The sequence below is a fragment of the Synechococcus sp. MIT S9220 genome (assembly GCF_014304815.1).
In the GTDB taxonomy this organism is placed as follows: domain Bacteria; phylum Cyanobacteriota; class Cyanobacteriia; order PCC-6307; family Cyanobiaceae; genus Synechococcus_C.
The window spans coordinates 684,398-700,678 of record NZ_CP047958.1 but is presented as its reverse complement, the minus strand read 5'-3'; the positions used below and the strand labels follow the sequence as shown (position 1 = coordinate 700,678).

Here is a 16,281-nt window from a genome sequence, read left to right as displayed (position 1 = left end):
GCAGGCAACATCGTTCTCACTTTATGAGAAGGATCCGGCTCTGACACACACGCAGAGACTTTTTGATCAGAGAGCGAACAGGATCGCGATGTTGAGAGTGGTTCACTCACCTTGCGCAGAAGCTGCTGTTTGGCGAGAGAGACCATCAAGAGCAAACGGCTCAGAACTGCTCCAAAAATCTCAGATCACTGGTGTAAAGACGGCGGATGTCGTCGATGCCATGGCGCACCATGCAGAACCGCTCCACCCCCAAGCCGGCGGCAAAACCGCTGTAACTCTCAGGATCCAAACCCAGACCCTCCAGCACTGCTGGGTCGACCATGCCGCAGCCCATCACTTCCAGCCAGCGGCCGCGCCACTGCACATCCACTTCGGCTGACGGCTCGGTAAATGGGAAGTAACTGGCGCGGAAGCGCACGGGCAGATCCCCGAAAAATGCCTTGAGGAATGCCATCACCGTGCCGCGCAGATGGCTGAAATCAAGCCCTTCATCGATCGCCAGCACCTCCACCTGATGAAACACCGGCGAATGGGTGGCATCCACTGCATCGCGGCGATAAACACGGCCTGGAGCCACGATCCTCACCGGTGGTGCATGGGTCTCGAGATGGCGTATTTGCACCGGTGAAGTGTGTGTACGCAGCAGCAGATTGTCTTTGAGATAGAACGTGTCCTGCATGTCCCGTGCCGGATGGTCCGGCGGGATGTTCAAGGCAGTGAAATTGTGGTGATCGGTCTCCACCTCAGGGCCCTCCTCAACCTGGTACCCAAGACCGCAGAAGAGATCAACGATCTCCTCGGTGGTGGTGATCAGAGGGTGGCGATGGCCCATGAAAATTCCCTGGGCAGGCGCTGTCACATCCAGGGTCTCAGAGGCGATTCGGGCTTCCATCGCCGCCTGCTTTACCGCCTGCAGGCGATCACTCAGAAGTGTCTGTACCTGGGTTTTGAGCACATTGGCGCGCTGCCCCACCAGCGGTCGTTCATCACCGGGCAACTTGCCCATCGCCCCCAGCACGCCGGAGAGTCGCCCCTTTTTGCCGAGCAATCCAATCCGAAGCTGCTCCAGCGCATCGGCATCAACGGCCGCAGAGATCGCTTCAGCAGCCTCAGCTTCAAGCGCTTCCAGCTGGTCAGTGAGCTGCTGCAGGGAGACGGTGGCGCTCAAGGCTTTGACATCACGACAGCTGACTGTAAGCAGTGATCACGACTAGGTTCGCCCCACAGGTACACAACCCCATGGCCCCGCTGCGGATTCTGATCAGTAATGACGACGGCATCTTCGCCGATGGAATCAAAGCCCTGGCCCTAGCCGCCGCCGCCCGCGGCCATCAGGTGGCCGTGGTCTGCCCCGACAAGGAGCGCTCGGCAACCGGCCATGGCCTCACCCTTCAGCAACCGATCCGAGCGGAGCGGGCCGACCAGCTGTTCGGCCAGGGCATCACCGCCTGGGCCTGCAGTGGGACCCCTGCCGATTGCGTGAAACTGGCCATCTGTGAACTGCTGGAGACGCCGCCAGACCTGGTGCTGTCAGGCATCAATCACGGCCCAAATCTCGGCACCGATGTGTTCTGCTCCGGCACCGTTGCAGCGGCGATGGAAGGCACCCTGGAATGCCGTCCGGCCATGGCCGTGAGCAGTGCTTGCTTCAAGTGGCGGGAATTCGAAGGGGCTGCTGTGATCGCCATGGATACGGCCGAATCCGCGCTGAGGCAGGGATGGCCCGACAATCTGCTGCTCAACCTGAACCTGCCACCCTGCAAACCTGAGGCCATGGGAGCCATGCGCTGGACACGGCTGTCGGTGCGTCGTTACAGGGAACAGTTCAGTCCTCGAACCGATCCTCAGGGTCGTTCCTACTACTGGCTGGCAGGGAAAGTGGTCGAAGACCTGGAGTCGGGTGGAGATGGTCCCCGCGACTGGCCAACGGACGTGGCCCAGATCGGAACCAATTCCCCCTCGCTCACACCGATTCAACCCGAACTGTTCTGGCGTGGATCACTGAGTGGCCTGCCCCAGGTTGAACTTGATGGTCAACGGGTCCGGTAGATCCGCTGCAGCATCCAGAGCGAAAACAGCAAGCCGAGCAGATGGGCGAACAGCACCTGGGTGTTGCTCAGCACCGAGAGCATTTCCAGCGACGTGATCGCCAGGTTTTCGGCAGCACCCGCACCGCCGATGGCGATGCCAGGGGTCTGCGAAGACGCCTGCACAAACAGGGCTCCGGCCAATGACTGATACCCGATCGACGCGAACACCAACCCCAGCAGGTCGGCAAGGATTCCGCGTTTGAGCAAACGGCTGGCCTCACCGCGACTGGGGCGAGCGCCACTATCGAGCGCACGGCCGAGACGCACGATCAACCATCCCTGCCAGAGGCTGAACAACAGCACGAAAAACGAGAGCGTGGTCAGCGACAGGCCCGGACTGAGCCCAACGGCCCGATCAGCATTGCGGGACAGGCTGCCGCCGATGTTGTTGAACATCAGCACCCCCACCACCACCACACCGAGAGCGGTCTGAATCCAGAAGCGGATCCAGGCAGTGCGCCGCAGGCCAAGGGCCAGCAGCTGGAAGTCGAGCCGATCAGCCATGCGGGCGAGGAGGTCTGTCGTCCAAACTTGCCATCAACCACTGCACCGTGCACGGCCCGTTGATTCCTCTCTGCTCCCCTGAGGAGGCCCGCATGCCCACCGCCCTGGCGCTGGGCAGCTTTGATGGGCTGCATGCCGGACACCGGCGGGTGATCGAAGCCGTGTGCCAACAGCCTGCAGGCGGCATCCCCACGGTGGTGAGCTTCTGGCCACACCCACGCGAGGTGTTGCATGGCGAACCAAGACTTCGCCTGGACCTCCCCGACGAAAAGCTGCATTTGCTCGAACCACTTGGCATCCAGCAGTTAGTGCTGGTGCCCTTCGACCGCCAGCTGGCCCAGTTCAGTGCGGCTGAATTTGTTGATCAGATTCTGATTGGCACGTTGCAGGCACGTCACATCGCCATCGGCGCCAACTTCCGCTTCGGGCGTGGTCGCGAAGGTGGCGCCGACACGCTGCGCAGCCTGGCGGAGGCAGCTGGCGTGAAGGTGAGCGTGCTGCCGATTCTGGAAGATCCGGTGGGCCGCATGAGCAGTAGTCGCATCCGTGAAGCCCTCTCTGAGGGCGACCTCACGACAGCCAGTGACCTTCTGCAACGGCCTTACTGCTTCCAGGGCGAGGTGGTCCAAGGCCGCGGCCTTGGCAGGCAACTGGGATGGCCCACTGCCAACCTGCAAGTGGATGGCAGAAAATTCCTGCCTGGCCTGGGGGTGTATGCCGCGCGGGCCTGGGTCGACAACGAGACGCTTGCGCTTCCGGCCGTGATGAATCTCGGGCCCCAACCCACCGTCGATCCCGACTCGCCTTCAGCGGTGGAGGTGCATCTGCTCGACACACGCCGGGAACTGGTGGGCCGGATTCTGAGGGTGGAGCCGGTGGAACGACTGCGCGGCCAGCAGCGTTTCTCAGGCCTGGAGGAACTCAGTGCCCAGATCAATCGTGATGCTCAGCAGGCCAGAGCGCGGCTTCAGGACACCGCCGGATAGGCGTTGGTCAGGCCCCACACGATGAAAACGCCGATGCCACCGAGAAGACCGATGCCCCACACCAAAACGTGCATCGTGCTTTCTGATCCACCGTTCTCCATCGCCACACCAGACATGAGATCCTGCCCACAGTGCCATGGAATGGATGCCCATCGCCCCTTGCACTGACACGCGTATTGCCAGGCTGATCGATGCCAACCTCGACCGCGCCCGTGAGGGGCTGCGGGTGATCGAGGACTGGTGTCGCTTCGGGCTGGACCGACAAGACCTGGTGGTCCCCCTCAAAGACTGGCGACAGCAGCTGGGACAGCTGCACGCGGACTGTTACAGGCAAGCCCGTTCCACGGCGACCGATACCGCTGCGGGGCTCACTCATCCCGCTCAGCAGAGCCGCACCGACAGCACCCAGGTGTTGAAAGCCAATGCCAGCAGAGTGCAAGAAGCCTTGCGGGTGATTGAAGAATTCGCGCGCACCGGTGATTCCGAGCTGGCCCAGACAGCTGCAAACGTTCGTTATGCGCTTTACGACCATGAGGTGCGCATCCTGGAGGCCTGCGGGCTGCACCAACGGCATCAGCGCCTGGAACGCTCACGCCTCTGCCTGATCACCGATCCCGGGAACAGCGAGGCAAGCGGTGCGATGGTCCATCAGGTGGAACTGGCGCTGCAAGCAGGCGTCTCACTCGTGCAGTACCGGCGCAAGCAGGGAGCTGATGCAGTGCGACTGCAGGAAGCACGTCAGCTTGCCGAGCTGTGTGAGGCACACCAAGCACTGCTGATCATCAACGACCGCATTGATCTGGCCTTGCTCGTGAATGCTGACGGGGTGCATCTCGGCCAGGAAGACCTCCCCCATGCAGAGGCTCGGCAGCTGATGGGGCCCGACAAGCTGATCGGCCGCAGCACCCATCGGCTCGAACAACTCCTGGAAGCTCAGCAGGACGGTGCGGACTATCTGGGGGTGGGGCCGGTCTATGCCACCGCCACCAAGGCGGATCGGACTCCAGCCGGTCTGGATTGGGTGCGACAAGCCGAGCATTCAGCAAAGGTGCCCTGGTTCGCCATCGGCGGCATCAACAGCGCCAACGTTTCAGATGTTGTGGCTGCGGGCGCATCGCGTGTGGCTGTGGTGAGCGCGATCATGGGAGCCGATGACCCAGCTGCTGCCAGTCGCCAACTGCTGCAACTGCTCAGCTGAGGGCCAATCATTGACGCTTTGATTTCATTCCTTCGGTTCAGCCCATGCAGCTCACGGTGAACGGCGAACAGCATCAGCTCAAAGCAGGTGTCAAACGATTGGATCAAGTGGTTGAAGCGCTCGGCCATCACCCCAAATTGGTGGTGGTGGAATTCAACGGTCTGATCCTCACCCCAGATCGCTGGGCCGAGCAGCAGGTCAAGGACGGTGACAGCCTCGAGATCGTCACCATCGTTGGCGGGGGTTCCTAGGATCCACTCAGTTTTCAACGCCGTTTTGGGCCAATTGCCGAATCGTTCCGCCCTGGTTCAGCTGCGACGCTGGCTTTCCGGCCTGATGGTGCCGGTGCTGATGATGGGGCTGCTGGTCTTCCACCCGCTGCCGAGTGACGCGGCACGAGGCGGTCGAATCGGCGGCGGCAGTTTCCGAGCACCCTCCATGCCTCGCACCGGTGGTTACCGCGGCGGCGGGATGGGAGGTGGCATGCGAGGCGGCTACAACCGCGGCTACGGCGGTGGCATTGGATTTCCCTTCATCATTCCGTTCTTCGGATTCGGTGGCGGCGGCCTCCTGGGCTTCATGGTGCTGATGGCATTTGTCGGAGTGCTTGTGAATGCCTTCCGTGGCGCTGGGGCAGGTGCTGGGAGTCCGGCGATGGGCGGCTACGAGCGTCCCCGTGAGATGGCGATGGGCCCGGTGTCTCTGCTGCAACTCCAGATCGGTTTGCTGGCCAGCGCCAAGGATCTGCAGAGCGACCTACGCCAACTCGCCAACAGCGCCGACACCAGCAACTCCAGTGGTCTGCAGCGGGTGCTGCAGGACACGACCTTGGCACTGCTGCGTCAACCCGATTTGTGGGTCTACGCCAACGTGGAATCAGGCAGCGTGCCCTTCAATGCGGCCGAATCCACCTTCAACCGACTGTCGATGACAGAGCGCAGCAAATTGCGCGAAGAACTGACCACCAATGTGGGTGGAGTTCAATCGGCTGGCAGCGACCTCACGGCGCGCGGTGATGCCGACGCCACCAGTGAATTCATTGTGGTCACCGTTTTGGTGGCCAGCCGCAGCGTGGTCAAGCTCAAACAGGCCGACAACGGCGAACAGTTGCGGGAATCGTTGCGCATCCTTGGTTCCACGGCCTCTAGCGACCTGATGGCACTTGAGGTGATCTGGCAGCCAGACGGCGTTGGCGATGTTCTCAGCGCCGATGAGCTGGTCACGGCTTATCCGAATCTCCAACACCTCTGATTGAAGCTGCTGCCAGCACTCAACCGATCACAATCCGGAACCTGAATTGTCCCCTCTTGCTCAGAGGGTGAGCTTCATCCAACCTCCGCGTGTCGCTCAGCAACGATGCGCGCTCGGTCACCTCATTGGGTCAACTCAACCGTGTTGGTTGAAGCGCTGCATCGCTACGAGCAAAACCGGCTGCCACGGTCGATGCGTCTCTGGGTGGAAACGATGCTGGACCTCGACCCCAGTGAACCGGTTCAACCGTTGCTGCCTAGACAGCCGCACCCTTGAGGATGCGCAGGGCAGCCATGGCAGCGCCATAGCCGTTGTCGATGTTCACGACGCTGAGTCCCGGAGCGCAGCTGGCGAGCATGCCATCGAGTGCAGCCCGGCCTCCAGAGCTGACCCCATAGCCCACAGACACCGGTACACCGATAACCGGCTGAGGGACCAGACCGGCCAGCACCGTTGGCAGAGCGCCCTCCATACCGGCACAGGCAATCAGCACCGACATCGCTGTGAGCTCTGGCAGCACATCCAGCAGACGGTGAAGACCAGCAACCCCCACATCCAGGAAGCAGGCGGTGGAAACCCCATGAACGCTCAGAGCCAGAGATGCTTCCTCCGCCACACGACGATCACTGGTCCCGCCACTCAACACCGCCACCTGCGCGGCTTGCCGAATCTCTGGAAGTTCACCGAGGGTGAGACAGGCCGCCTGTCCATGAACCTGAACATCAGGCCAGCGTTGCTGAACCGCAGCCGCTTTGTCTGCATCCACCCTGGTCACCAGAGCGAGCTCACCGGCAGCCTGCATCGCCAGCAGGATCGCCACGATTTGATCAACACTCTTGTGTTCACCCCAAACGGCTTCGACCATCCCAAGCCGACGACGACGCTCGAGGTCGAGGCGTGAATCCTGAGCGGTCACGGCGGCAACAACTCGCCTTCAAACACCAGCGGGAAAGGATTGCCCTCTTTCTGACCGGTGGCTTGGCGGGCAAGCTGCTCAAAACGTTCCTGAACGGCTTCCACTTCACGCTCCGGGATCTCTTTCCAGGCTTCACGACTGCTCCAGCGAATCAGCAAGGTGCCTTCTTCGGTCTCTGGATCCCAAAGCAGATCACGACCAATAAACCCATCCTGACCAGCCAGCCAGGGCTCCCAGCTCCCGCGTTCCGCATCCAGCCAGGCTTTGCGACCCTGACTTGGAACCTGGATCCGCAGATGCTCGATCACGGCAACGTCGTAGCTGCCATCGGGGTCTGAAAAGGCGGCGAGGCTGACATCGGGATGACCGGAAAACAGGAGTAATGCCGCCAGAAAGGAAGCAACCACGGTAAAGAGATCTCTGCTGAGTTGCTGCAGGGTCATGGCCTGGTCAGCAGCGCGACGGCATGGCATGACATCCCCTCTTCCCGACCCTCGGGACCAAGCCGCTCGTTCGTGGTCGCCTTCACACCCACCTGATCGGGGTCCAGACCCATGCGCAGGGCAATCGCCCCGCGCATGGCCTCGATGTGTGGCTTGAGCTTGGGCCGTTCGGCAATCACAACGGAATCCACATTCACAATCTGCCAACCCCGATCGTTCACCAGGGCCACGACCTGCTCCAGCAACACCAAGCTGTCAGCACCCTTCCAGCGGGGATCAGTGGGAGGGAAATACTTGCCGATATCGCCGAGCGACAGCGCTCCGAGCAGCGCATCCATCACGGCATGGACGAGCACATCGGCATCGCTATGACCATCCAGCCCCAGGCCATCGGGATGCTCCAGGCGCTGACCACCCAGGATCAATGGACGCCCCTCCACCAACCGGTGCGTGTCGTAGCCATTGCCAATGCGGAGGTTCATGGGTGCTGGCGGTCAGGTCGTGCCGTCGCTGTCATTCTCGGCGTTGGAGCGTCGGTTCCAACGATCCAGCAGATCAGGGCGTCGATCAGCGGTGCGCTGTTCACGTTGCTGCTGGCGCCATCGGGCAATGGCGCCATGGTCTCCGCTGCGCAGCACATCAGGCACGGTCATCCCCCGAAAGTCGGCAGGACGGGTGTAATGCGGATGTTCCAGCAAGAGGTCGCTATGGCTTTCCTCCACCAACGAGGCCGCCGTTCCCACAGTGCCGGGTAATAAACGCACCACGCCATTGATGACCGTCATGGCTGGCAGCTCCCCACCGGTGAGCACGAAATCGCCAAGCGACACCTCCTCATCAGCCAGCGAGCGAATGCGTTCGTCAAAGCCTTCGTAGTGACCGCACAGCAGCACCAACTGGTCATGATTCTCAGCCCAGCGTTGAAGATCTGCCTGTGCCAAAGGCCTGCCCTGAGGCGTCATCAACAGCACCCTGCGCCTAGGGCTCAGCGGAATCGATTCGAAGGCAGCGAACACCGGCTCCGGCTTGAGAACCATGCCCGCACCACCGCCATAGGGCTCATCGTCAACCTTGCGGTAGCGATCCGTGGCGTGATCGCGAGGATTGTGCAGATACAGCTCGGCCCGTCCAGCAGCGAAGGCTCTACCGATCACGCCAAGCTCCTCAAGCGGCGCAAACGCCTGGGGCGCGAGGCTGATCACATCCAGGCGATAGGGCGTCACAGCTCAGGCCTGAGGAGATGACACGCGCCGGATCTCGGAGCAAAAGCGCGCCTGAAGAGGGGTTCCATCCGTGGCGATGGCCGTGGTGCTGCGCAGGCGCAGATTGGGCTTAATGAACCAGATGCGCTCCAGCACGGTGGCCGCCGAGTCGCCATCTTTGAGTTCCAGTTCAAGGCTGGCATCGTCACGCAGCTGCCAGCGGCCGCTGCGCTCTTCCCCTTGAGCCATCACCACGAGATCACCATCGCTGGCAAAGCGAAGTTCGCTGGCGGCTCCATCCGCAGACTGCACCGACAGGACCGACTCAGCGACCTGATCACTGAGGCTCACGGTCACCTCACCCCGGTCACTGGTATGCCAGTCATCCTCGGAGCCACCGAGGTCAAAGCGGCTGCGCAGGCTCATCCAGGACCCCACGCACAGTGCGAGGAACGCCTTCAGATCAGCTGGAGGGAAAGCGGTCTCATCCATCAAGCCATCTTCGCAGGGAAGGGAACAGATCCAGCAGCTCGGCCATCCATCAGATGCGCTCTTCGGCATAGCCGAGCTCTGCCAGTCGCTGAGGCTTACTGCGCCAGTCAGGCACCACCTTCACAAACAGCTCTAGATACACGGGACCATCGATCAGGTTCTGCATCTGCAGGCGAGCACCTTGACCGATGGTCTTGAGCATGGCTCCGCCTTTGCCGATCAGGATGCCCTTCTGGCTCTTGCGCTCCACCAGCACGGTGGCCAAAACGGCGGTGCGAGCTTTCCCTTTACCCCTCGCCGGCATGTCCTCCACCCGATCGATGCTCACCGCCACGCTATGAGGCACCTCTTCGCGGGTATTCATCAGCACCTGTTCGCGAATCAACTCAGCCATCAGCAGCTTTTCGGGCTGATCACTCACCATCTCGGCTGGATACAGCTGAGGCCCTTCGGGCATCAGAGCACTGACTGCGCTCACAAGCTCCGGGCAGCCGGCACCGTTCAGGGCTGAGCAATGGTGCAGAGGCCATTCGGTCTCCCCCAGCAGTTCGCGATAGGCCGCATCAGCCTCGGGCTTGCGATCGACCGGGACCATGTCCCATTTATTGAGCACCACCTGCACCGGTAAGCGCTGCTGACGCAGAAGATTGACGATGAAAGCGTCACCACGGCCGGGCGGTTCGCAGCCCTCGAGCAGCAGCAACACCTGATCCACTTCCCCAATCGCAGAGCGCGCGCTCTGAACCAGACGCTCCCCCAGCAGGTGATGCGGCTTGTGAATGCCTGGAGTATCAACAAGGATCAGCTGAGCAGCTGGCGTGGTGAGAATCGCTCTGAGGCGATTGCGTGTGGTCTGGGCCACCGGAGAGGTGATCGCCACCTTGTCGCCCACCAGTTGATTCACCAGCGTTGACTTGCCCACATTGGGGCGTCCGATCAGGGCGACAAAGCCCGAGCGGTAGCCGTCAGACAACGACGTTGAAGCTGCATCCATCCCTTCAGCATCGCCTGCAGACTGCACCCTGCCCATAGGCTTGGAATTCCAATCAGTTGCCGTTCATGACCCAGCGAGAGCCGAGCTTCCAGGAAGCCATGGAGATCGCCGCCGGCTGGATGAAGCAATGGGACCAGGACGAAATCAGCGATGAAGTCATGGCCGACCGAGTCGGAGCACTCGTGGCCAGCCGCGATGGCGCCAGGGGCTTCTTTGTGGTGAGTCTTGCGGGAGACAGCGCCCTGATGGACAGGCTTCCGGATGCCCTACTGATCAAACTGCGCGAAGCGGGCGACGGCGTAGTAGATCTCACGGCCCGCAATCTGGCCATGAGCGCAGCCATGGCTGTGCATCACCGCAACAACAATGACGACGAGCAAGCCGCCGGATCAGAGCGCGTGAATCAACGCTGTTCCGAACTGCTGCGCCAGCTTGATTCTCAGCGCGTCAAAGACCGACTGGAGGTCCTGCTGGAAGCTGCTAACCACAGTCGAGGCGAAGATCTGGCCTTTCTGGAACGCTGGGGGTATGACGATCACCAAAAGCGCGCCATCGGCGATGCCGTGCAAGCCGTTGCCGAGTAATCCCAGACAAACACCCAAACAGCCCGCTTGATCACAGCCCGCACCAGATCTGGCGTGACGAACCATGAAGCATCTGCTTGCAACACTATTAGGGCAATCTGAAGTTGAGACAACTTTCGTCGCATCCTGAGTACCGTTAACCCCATCGGCCGGGTGATGGGGATCAACCGATGTCGATACCTCGGATTGATCCGGGGTTTTTTATTGGAGATCGCGCAGGCTGGACGCCTTCGGTTCAGGCCATCTCCTCCAGTTCCTTGCCACGGGTTTCCTTCACCAAAAACAGCACGAAGAAGAACGAGACGGCACCGGCTGTGGCATAGAGGCCGTAGGCGAGCGCTGGACCCGAAGATTTCAACAGCATCGGGAACGTGGTGGAAATCAGGAAGTTGGTCAGCCAGTTCACCGTGGCCGACAACCCCAGCGCCATGGCTCTGATGCGGTTGTTGAACATCTCACCCAGCAGGACCCACATCACAGGTCCCCAGGAGAATCCAAAGGCAAACACGAACACATTGGCTGAAATCAGCGCGACCAGGGATGGAACTCCTGTCAACTGAGGCATTCCATCCACGAGAGGGGCTCCAGAGAACGTCCAGCTCATCAACCCCAAGCTGACCGTGATGACCACCGACCCCAGCAGCAGCAGCGGCCGTCGACCGAGGCGGTCAATGGTGGCGATCGCCAGAAACGTGGTCACCACATTTGTCACCGCGGTGACCACGGTGACGCTGAGGCTGTCGGTCGTGCTGAAGCCAACCGACTGCCAAAGCTCACTGGAGTAGTAGAAGATCACATTGATCCCAACCAACTGCTGGAAGACCGCCAACAGAACGCCGGTCCACACAATCGACAGCAGTCCGGATCGACGGCTGAACAGATCCCTAATCGAGCCGCCGCCACCTTTGAGTTGACTGGCCTGAATGCGATCAACCACCTTTTGAGTGGGTTCACCGATCGTGCGGCGAATCACTGCTCTGGCTTGATCCAGATCGCCGATCTGCACCAAATAGCGAGGGCTTTCAGGAATCCTCAAAACCAAAAAGCCATACAGCAGAGCCGGAACCACCTCCGCCATCAACATCCAGCGCCAGGCCGCCATCGGGCCCACAAGCGATGTGGGCTCCTGGTCAGATGTGACCAACACGATCAGATAGTTGAACAGCAGCGAGATAAAGATGCCGAGCACAATTGCCAGCTGCTGGAGAGATCCGGTGCGTCCGCGCATCGCCGCTGGAGAGACCTCAGCGATATAGGCCGGAGCGAGCACACTGGCGAAGCCCACGGCAACTCCACCAACCACTCGCCAGACCACCAGGTCCACCAGCCGTGGCGACAGAGCCGAACCGACGGCACTGAGGATGAACAGCACGGCTGCGAGCACCATGCTGGGTCGACGTCCGAAACGATCAGCCAGCCATCCGGCCCCCAAGGCTCCAGCTGCAGACCCCAGCAGGGCCGAAGACACCGTCAGTCCCAGCGCAGAGGGAGAGGTCTGAAACGTGGCCTCAATGGCGGTCACCGCACCATTGATCACCGCGGTGTCATAGCCGAACAGGAAACCACCCAGTGCGGCAGTGATCGCAAGACTCAGGATTGTGAAAACCCGCTGTTGATCGTCTGCAGTGCGATGTTGCATGCCTGAAGGACAGCAGCAGTGATCTCAATTCAGCGAAAGATTCTGCAATTGTCCGATCAATGTCACACCCTGAGATCTGATCTCGCCCATCAAAAAACCCCGGCGACTGCCGGGGTTGGTCTGCAAAGAAACTCATCCTTGCGGAAATCAGTGATCAAAATCAGTCGCGGCGGCCGCCGCCCTGAAGAGCAATGATCAGGCGCAAGATGAAGACGAACAGGTTGATGTAGGTCAGATACATCCCCAGAGCACCGGCCAAATACTGATCGTCGTTGTAAGTGCGAGGCATTGTGTAGAAATCCACGAACGCCATGCCCACAAACAGGACTGTTCCAAAGCCGGCAATCATCAATTCGAACGTGCCTTGCTGGAACATCTCCGGCGCAAAGAATCCACCGATGAATTGCACCACCATGGCAATGATCAAGCCAATCAAGCCAAGACCAACCACGCCGGACAGAGCCTGCCCGACGCTGTCGCTCATTTTTTTGCCGACAACCGAAGCAATCACAAAAGTCAGGCCTGTTGCGATCACAGCAGTGGCAATGGAACCCATGCCCGCCACTTGATAGGCAAGTCCAACAATTCCACTGAGGGTGAAGCCAGTCAGCAAACTGAAGGCGGCGAGCAACGGCAGTGCTTTGGCGTTGTTGGCATTGTTCGCTGCACTACTTGCCATGAAGAAGAGAACAATCTCTCCGATAAAGGCAGCAATGAACAAAGGAAAAAACAGAGGGCTGCCTGCCTGACCCAGGGAAGGCATGGGCTGCATCGAGAGCCCGCCAAGAACCCCTAGAGCCGTCAAAACCATGCCACCCCCCACGTAAGGGAGGGCTTTGTTCACCACGTTGGGGCCTACCAGAGCGCTGGATTGCGCCTCGCGGATGGCGTTTTGAAAGTTGCTGCTGGCTGGCATGTTGCCCCAGATCACTTGCTACATCTTGCCAGCTACAACAAGGTTGTGGCTTTTAGCCCGGTGCGGATCTCCCCATCGAACGGCGCGTCGGTTTGGCATCGCGACGCGGATGGCTCTTATCGCGCCGTGCATAGGCATCCACCACGCGCTGCACCAGCGGATGACGGACCACATCAGCCGATGTCAAACGGCAGACAGCCACACCGTCGACCCCATCCAGCACCTCCGACGCTTCCACCAAACCGCTGAGCTGGCCTGGTGGCAGGTCCACCTGGGTGATGTCTCCAGTCACCACCATGCGGGAACGCTCTCCCAAACGGGTCAGCACCATGCGCATCTGTGCCGGCGTGGTGTTCTGAGCCTCATCAAGGATCACGAAGGATTCCGCCAGGGTTCGGCCACGCATATAGGCGAGTGGTGCCACCTCAATCACCCCCTTCTCAAGGAGTGCTGCTGTTTTCTCCTGGCCCAGCAACATGTGCAGGGCGTCGTAGAGCGGTCGCAGATAGGGATCGACTTTCTGCTGAAGATCACCAGGCAAAAACCCCAGTCGCTCCCCCGCCTCAACGGCAGGCCTGGTCAGCACCAGCCGCTCCACCTTGCGCTCAGTGAGCATGCGGACGGCCAAAACGGTGGCCAAAAATGTTTTACCAGTGCCGGCAGGACCGAGCGCAAAAGTGAGATCGTGACGCTCCATCGACTCCACATACGCCTTCTGACGCAGGGTGCGCGGGCGCAGCAGACTGCCGCGCTGATTGCGCGCCAGAACCTGCTGACCCATGGCTTCGTGCTCATGGTTACGGCCAGTATCTAGCGCCTGAAGCGCAGTCTGAAGATCAACAGGTGAAATGGTTTCACCCTCTTCCCAAAACTTGCGCAACAGCTCAACAACAGCGGCTGTGCGCTCAAGCTGACTGGGCCGGCCACTGATCTCGAGCTGAAGACCACGCAGAACCAAAGTGGTCCCCGTCAGAGCCTCGAGTTGACGCAGGGTTTGAGAGGAAGGTCCACCTGCTAGTGCAAGCGCGGCTTCCGTGTGCGGGAGATCAAAGACGAAGCGACCAGGTGAGGTTGCTTCGGACATCCTGTCGATCAGCCTTCAGCACTAGCGGCGTCATCGCCAGCAGATTCCTCAGCGGCAGCCTTAGCTTCAGCTTCAGCTGCGGCCTTGGCTTCAGCAGCATCCTTGGACGCCTGCTTGGCATCAGCTTCACGCTTGAGAGCCTGCTTGGCCTTACCGACCACTTCTGCAGGACGAACCTTCTTCTCGATCAAACCACCCTTCTCAAGCAGGGTGCGGACAACATCGGTGGGCTGAGCGCCCTGGCTCAGACGCTCACGCAGTGCTTCAGCATCAAGACGGGTCTCTTTGGTGCGGGGGTTGTAATACCCCAGCTCCTGCAGAGGACGACCATCACGGCGCGAAGTGCTGTTGCAGGCCACGAGGCGGAAGCTTGCTTCCCGCTTCTTACCGAACCGCTTCAGGCGGAGCTTGATCATCGTGGCGCTGGCTGTGGGTTGGAACTGTTCGGCGCAGCTGACAGAAGCGCCAAACAACCAACTTAACCTGCCGCCGGTCAGAGTTCTCCGAAGCCCTTCTTCTTCTTGACCGGTCGCTGCCGCCTCGGGGGACCACCGCCACGACGTGAAGGCATGCCACCTGGCATTCCAGGCATGCCACCCATCCCGGGCATTCCGCCCATGCCAGGCATACCACCCATTCCAGGCATTCCGCCCATGCCAGGCATCTGCCCCTGGGACATCTGCTGCATGAAACCGCGCATCTTCTGAAAATCAGCCAGCACCTTGTCGACATCGGGGGGCTGGTGGCCACTGCCACGGGCAATGCGCCGACGACGTGAGGGCTCGCTGGCGAGCAGGTCGGGGTTCTCCCTCTCCTGCTGCGTCATTGAGCCGATCATCGCTTCGATCTTCTTGAGCTGCTGCTCTCCCTGCTTGAGCATGCCGTCGTCGATCTTGTTCATGCCCGGGATCATCTTCATCAATCCCCCCAGCGATCCCATGCGCTTGATCAGGCGCATTTGCTTCACGAAATCCGAGAAGTCGAAGGTGGCTTCTTGCAGCTTCTTCTGCATCTGCTCGACATCGGCGAGCTCCACCTCTTTCTGGGCCTTCTCCACAAGGGTGAGCACATCGCCCATCCCGAGGATGCGGCTTGCCATCCGCTCAGGGTGGAACGGCTGCAAGGCCTCCACCTTCTCCCCTGTGCCGATGAACTTGATCGGTTGACCGCTCACCTTGCGGATCGACAGAGCGGCACCACCACGGGAATCGCCATCAAGCTTGGTGAGCACGGCTCCGGTGATCCCCACCTGGTCGTGAAAAGCCCTGGTGAGATCGGCCGCTTCCTGACCGATCATCGAATCCACCACCAGCAGCACCTCATCCGGCTGCACGGCCGTTCGGATCCGGACCATCTCCTCCATCATGTCGGTGTCGATCTGGAGGCGACCGGCGGTGTCGACCAGAAGCGTGTCGAAACCTTCTTCCCTGGCCTTGGCAAGACCTGCCGCCGCAATGTCTTCCGGTTTGGCGTCAGCACCAAGACTGAACACCTCGACATCGATTTGCGCACCGAGCGTCTTCAGCTGCTCAATCGCGGCAGGTCGATACACATCAGCACCCACCATCAGCGCCCGTCGACCCTGGTCCTTGAGGTGGAGTCCGAGCTTCGCTGTTGCCGTGGTCTTACCAGCCCCCTGCAGACCGGCCATCAGCACCACCGTTGGAGCCTGCTCAGCCTTGGCCAGGGGGGCGTTGTCGCCGCCCATCACCTCCACCAGCTGGTCGTGCACCACCTGAATGAACTTCTGGTCTGGAGAGACCCCGCGCACCACCTCGGCGCCCACTGCCTTTTCCCGCACCTCGGCGACGAAATCTTTAACAACCGGCAGACTCACATCCGCCTCAAGCAGAGCGCGGCGCACATCCTTGAGCGCGCCCTCCACATTGGTTTCGCTGATCTGATCCTGGCCTCTCAGCCCTTTGACGGCGTCTTCAAAGCGGGCTGACAGCTCATCGAACATCGGCCGGACATCGGTTTCA

21 protein-coding genes are annotated in these 16,281 nt (G+C 60.6%); 7 read left to right on the top strand and 14 right to left on the bottom strand.

What is annotated here, in order from left to right; all coding sequences use genetic code 11:
• Positions 1–160: 160 nt before the first annotated feature.
• A complete protein-coding gene (gene pheS / locus SynMITS9220_RS03575) occupies positions 161–1,168 on the bottom strand; it encodes a phenylalanine--tRNA ligase subunit alpha (RefSeq protein WP_186990767.1) in 1,008 nt (335 codons plus the stop codon).
• 71 nt (positions 1,169–1,239) lie between these two features.
• Between pheS and surE the strand changes: the two genes are divergently transcribed.
• On the top strand, positions 1,240–2,049 hold the full coding sequence (gene surE / locus SynMITS9220_RS03570) for a 5'/3'-nucleotidase SurE (protein WP_115125284.1): 810 nt from the start codon (positions 1,240–1,242) through the stop codon (positions 2,047–2,049).
• On the opposite strand, the gene SynMITS9220_RS03565 is transcribed toward surE, so the two are convergent.
• Positions 2,034–2,594, bottom strand: coding sequence for a DUF3611 family protein (locus SynMITS9220_RS03565; RefSeq protein ID WP_186990765.1), 561 nt, complete (start codon positions 2,592–2,594; stop codon positions 2,034–2,036). The genes surE and SynMITS9220_RS03565 overlap by 16 nt on opposite strands.
• 59 nt (positions 2,595–2,653) lie before the next feature.
• Between SynMITS9220_RS03565 and SynMITS9220_RS03560 the strand changes: the two genes are divergently transcribed.
• The gene (locus SynMITS9220_RS03560) at positions 2,654–3,580 is read left to right on the top strand and encodes a bifunctional riboflavin kinase/FAD synthetase (RefSeq protein WP_115125385.1); all 927 of its coding nucleotides are present in this window, start codon (positions 2,654–2,656) and stop codon (positions 3,578–3,580) included.
• On the opposite strand, the gene SynMITS9220_RS13300 is transcribed toward SynMITS9220_RS03560, so the two are convergent.
• Positions 3,562–3,696, bottom strand: coding sequence for a hypothetical protein (locus SynMITS9220_RS13300; protein ID WP_255355638.1), 135 nt, complete (start codon positions 3,694–3,696; stop codon positions 3,562–3,564). The two genes, SynMITS9220_RS03560 and SynMITS9220_RS13300, sit on opposite strands and share 19 nt — an antisense overlap.
• Positions 3,697–3,716: 20 nt before the next feature.
• On the opposite strand from SynMITS9220_RS13300, the gene SynMITS9220_RS03555 reads away from it, so the two are divergent.
• The 4 genes from SynMITS9220_RS03555 (at position 3,717) to SynMITS9220_RS03540 (ending at position 6,305) form a co-directional block, all read left to right on the top strand.
• Positions 3,717–4,778, top strand: coding sequence for a thiamine phosphate synthase (locus SynMITS9220_RS03555; RefSeq protein WP_186990763.1), 1,062 nt, complete (start codon positions 3,717–3,719; stop codon positions 4,776–4,778).
• A gap of 44 nt (positions 4,779–4,822) precedes the next feature.
• Complete coding sequence (gene thiS, locus SynMITS9220_RS03550; RefSeq protein WP_186990761.1) at positions 4,823–5,029, top strand: sulfur carrier protein ThiS; 207 nt, start codon at positions 4,823–4,825, stop codon at positions 5,027–5,029.
• Positions 5,030–5,054: 25 nt separating this feature from the next.
• Positions 5,055–6,029, top strand: a complete 975-nt coding sequence (locus tag SynMITS9220_RS03545; RefSeq protein WP_369818435.1) for a DUF1517 domain-containing protein — start codon at positions 5,055–5,057, stop codon at positions 6,027–6,029.
• A gap of 105 nt (positions 6,030–6,134) precedes the next feature.
• Complete coding sequence (locus SynMITS9220_RS03540) at positions 6,135–6,305, top strand: hypothetical protein (protein WP_170951755.1); 171 nt, start codon at positions 6,135–6,137, stop codon at positions 6,303–6,305.
• On the opposite strand, the gene larB is transcribed toward SynMITS9220_RS03540, so the two are convergent.
• Genes larB through era form a run of 6 tightly spaced genes read right to left on the bottom strand, consistent with a single transcriptional unit; the run spans position 6,286 to position 10,076 of the window.
• Positions 6,286–6,945 carry a nickel pincer cofactor biosynthesis protein LarB gene (gene larB / locus SynMITS9220_RS03535; protein WP_186990759.1) on the bottom strand — a complete coding sequence of 220 codons (660 nt, stop codon included), beginning with the start codon at positions 6,943–6,945 and terminating at the stop codon, positions 6,286–6,288. The two genes, SynMITS9220_RS03540 and larB, sit on opposite strands and share 20 nt — an antisense overlap.
• Complete coding sequence (locus SynMITS9220_RS03530; protein ID WP_370594361.1) at positions 6,942–7,418, bottom strand: TIGR03792 family protein; 477 nt, start codon at positions 7,416–7,418, stop codon at positions 6,942–6,944. The genes larB and SynMITS9220_RS03530 overlap by 4 nt, the downstream gene beginning before the upstream one ends.
• Positions 7,385–7,870: a 2-C-methyl-D-erythritol 2,4-cyclodiphosphate synthase gene (gene ispF / locus SynMITS9220_RS03525; protein ID WP_115125280.1), complete on the bottom strand. Its 486-nt coding sequence runs from the start codon at positions 7,868–7,870 to the stop codon at positions 7,385–7,387. The genes SynMITS9220_RS03530 and ispF overlap by 34 nt, the downstream gene beginning before the upstream one ends.
• 12 nt (positions 7,871–7,882) lie before the next feature.
• The gene (trmD, locus tag SynMITS9220_RS03520; RefSeq protein WP_186990757.1) at positions 7,883–8,611 is read right to left on the bottom strand and encodes a tRNA (guanosine(37)-N1)-methyltransferase TrmD; all 729 of its coding nucleotides are present in this window, start codon (positions 8,609–8,611) and stop codon (positions 7,883–7,885) included.
• A gap of 3 nt (positions 8,612–8,614) precedes the next feature.
• Positions 8,615–9,151: a phycobiliprotein lyase gene (locus tag SynMITS9220_RS03515; protein WP_370594360.1), complete on the bottom strand. Its 537-nt coding sequence runs from the start codon at positions 9,149–9,151 to the stop codon at positions 8,615–8,617.
• Positions 9,132–10,076, bottom strand: coding sequence for a GTPase Era (era, locus tag SynMITS9220_RS03510; protein WP_186990755.1), 945 nt, complete (start codon positions 10,074–10,076; stop codon positions 9,132–9,134). Before era ends, SynMITS9220_RS03515 begins: the two co-directional genes overlap by 20 nt.
• Before the next feature lie 65 nt (positions 10,077–10,141).
• Here era and SynMITS9220_RS03505 point away from each other — a divergent pair, with 65 nt between their 5' ends.
• Complete coding sequence (locus SynMITS9220_RS03505) at positions 10,142–10,660, top strand: hypothetical protein (protein ID WP_186990753.1); 519 nt, start codon at positions 10,142–10,144, stop codon at positions 10,658–10,660.
• A gap of 235 nt (positions 10,661–10,895) precedes the next feature.
• Here SynMITS9220_RS03505 and SynMITS9220_RS03500 read toward each other — a convergent pair whose 3' ends face one another.
• The 5 genes from SynMITS9220_RS03500 to ffh all read right to left on the bottom strand — a co-directional run bounded on the left by SynMITS9220_RS03500 (position 10,896) and on the right by ffh (position 16,262).
• Positions 10,896–12,299 (bottom strand): sugar porter family MFS transporter, encoded by a 1,404-nt coding sequence (locus SynMITS9220_RS03500; protein ID WP_186990751.1) that lies wholly within the window; start codon positions 12,297–12,299, stop codon positions 10,896–10,898.
• Positions 12,300–12,459: 160 nt separating this feature from the next.
• Positions 12,460–13,215, bottom strand: coding sequence for a Bax inhibitor-1 family protein (locus SynMITS9220_RS03495; RefSeq protein WP_115125277.1), 756 nt, complete (start codon positions 13,213–13,215; stop codon positions 12,460–12,462).
• A gap of 52 nt (positions 13,216–13,267) precedes the next feature.
• Positions 13,268–14,299: a PhoH family protein gene (locus SynMITS9220_RS03490; RefSeq protein ID WP_186990749.1), complete on the bottom strand. Its 1,032-nt coding sequence runs from the start codon at positions 14,297–14,299 to the stop codon at positions 13,268–13,270.
• An 8-nt stretch (positions 14,300–14,307) separates the two neighbouring features.
• A complete protein-coding gene (gene rpsP, locus SynMITS9220_RS03485) occupies positions 14,308–14,715 on the bottom strand; it encodes a 30S ribosomal protein S16 (RefSeq protein ID WP_067094519.1) in 408 nt (135 codons plus the stop codon).
• A 77-nt stretch (positions 14,716–14,792) separates the two neighbouring features.
• A complete protein-coding gene (gene ffh / locus SynMITS9220_RS03480) occupies positions 14,793–16,262 on the bottom strand; it encodes a signal recognition particle protein (RefSeq protein ID WP_186990747.1) in 1,470 nt (489 codons plus the stop codon).
• Between the last annotated feature and the right edge of the window lie 19 nt (positions 16,263–16,281).

Bases quoted from the DNA above. Each gene is read 5' to 3' on its own strand.
- surE (WP_115125284.1), top strand. From the start codon at position 1,240: ATGGCCCCGCTGCGGATTCTGATCAGTAATGACGACGGCATCTTCGCC.
- SynMITS9220_RS03565 (WP_186990765.1), bottom strand. From the start codon at position 2,594: ATGGCTGATCGGCTCGACTTCCAGCTGCTGGCCCTTGGCCTGCGGCGC.
- SynMITS9220_RS13300 (WP_255355638.1), bottom strand. From the start codon at position 3,696: ATGTCTGGTGTGGCGATGGAGAACGGTGGATCAGAAAGCACGATGCAC.
- SynMITS9220_RS03555 (WP_186990763.1), top strand. From the start codon at position 3,717: ATGGAATGGATGCCCATCGCCCCTTGCACTGACACGCGTATTGCCAGG.
- thiS (WP_186990761.1), top strand. From the start codon at position 4,823: ATGCAGCTCACGGTGAACGGCGAACAGCATCAGCTCAAAGCAGGTGTC.
- SynMITS9220_RS03540 (WP_170951755.1), top strand. From the start codon at position 6,135: ATGCGCGCTCGGTCACCTCATTGGGTCAACTCAACCGTGTTGGTTGAA.
- SynMITS9220_RS03530 (WP_370594361.1), bottom strand. From the start codon at position 7,418: ATGCCATGCCGTCGCGCTGCTGACCAGGCCATGACCCTGCAGCAACTC.
- ispF (WP_115125280.1), bottom strand. From the start codon at position 7,870: ATGAACCTCCGCATTGGCAATGGCTACGACACGCACCGGTTGGTGGAG.
- SynMITS9220_RS03515 (WP_370594360.1), bottom strand. From the start codon at position 9,151: ATGCCGAAGAGCGCATCTGATGGATGGCCGAGCTGCTGGATCTGTTCC.
- era (WP_186990755.1), bottom strand. From the start codon at position 10,076: ATGGATGCAGCTTCAACGTCGTTGTCTGACGGCTACCGCTCGGGCTTT.
- SynMITS9220_RS03505 (WP_186990753.1), top strand. From the start codon at position 10,142: ATGACCCAGCGAGAGCCGAGCTTCCAGGAAGCCATGGAGATCGCCGCC.
- SynMITS9220_RS03500 (WP_186990751.1), bottom strand. From the start codon at position 12,299: ATGCAACATCGCACTGCAGACGATCAACAGCGGGTTTTCACAATCCTG.
- SynMITS9220_RS03495 (WP_115125277.1), bottom strand. From the start codon at position 13,215: ATGCCAGCCAGCAGCAACTTTCAAAACGCCATCCGCGAGGCGCAATCC.
- SynMITS9220_RS03490 (WP_186990749.1), bottom strand. From the start codon at position 14,299: ATGTCCGAAGCAACCTCACCTGGTCGCTTCGTCTTTGATCTCCCGCAC.
- rpsP (WP_067094519.1), bottom strand. From the start codon at position 14,715: ATGATCAAGCTCCGCCTGAAGCGGTTCGGTAAGAAGCGGGAAGCAAGC.
- ffh (WP_186990747.1), bottom strand. From the start codon at position 16,262: ATGTTCGATGAGCTGTCAGCCCGCTTTGAAGACGCCGTCAAAGGGCTG.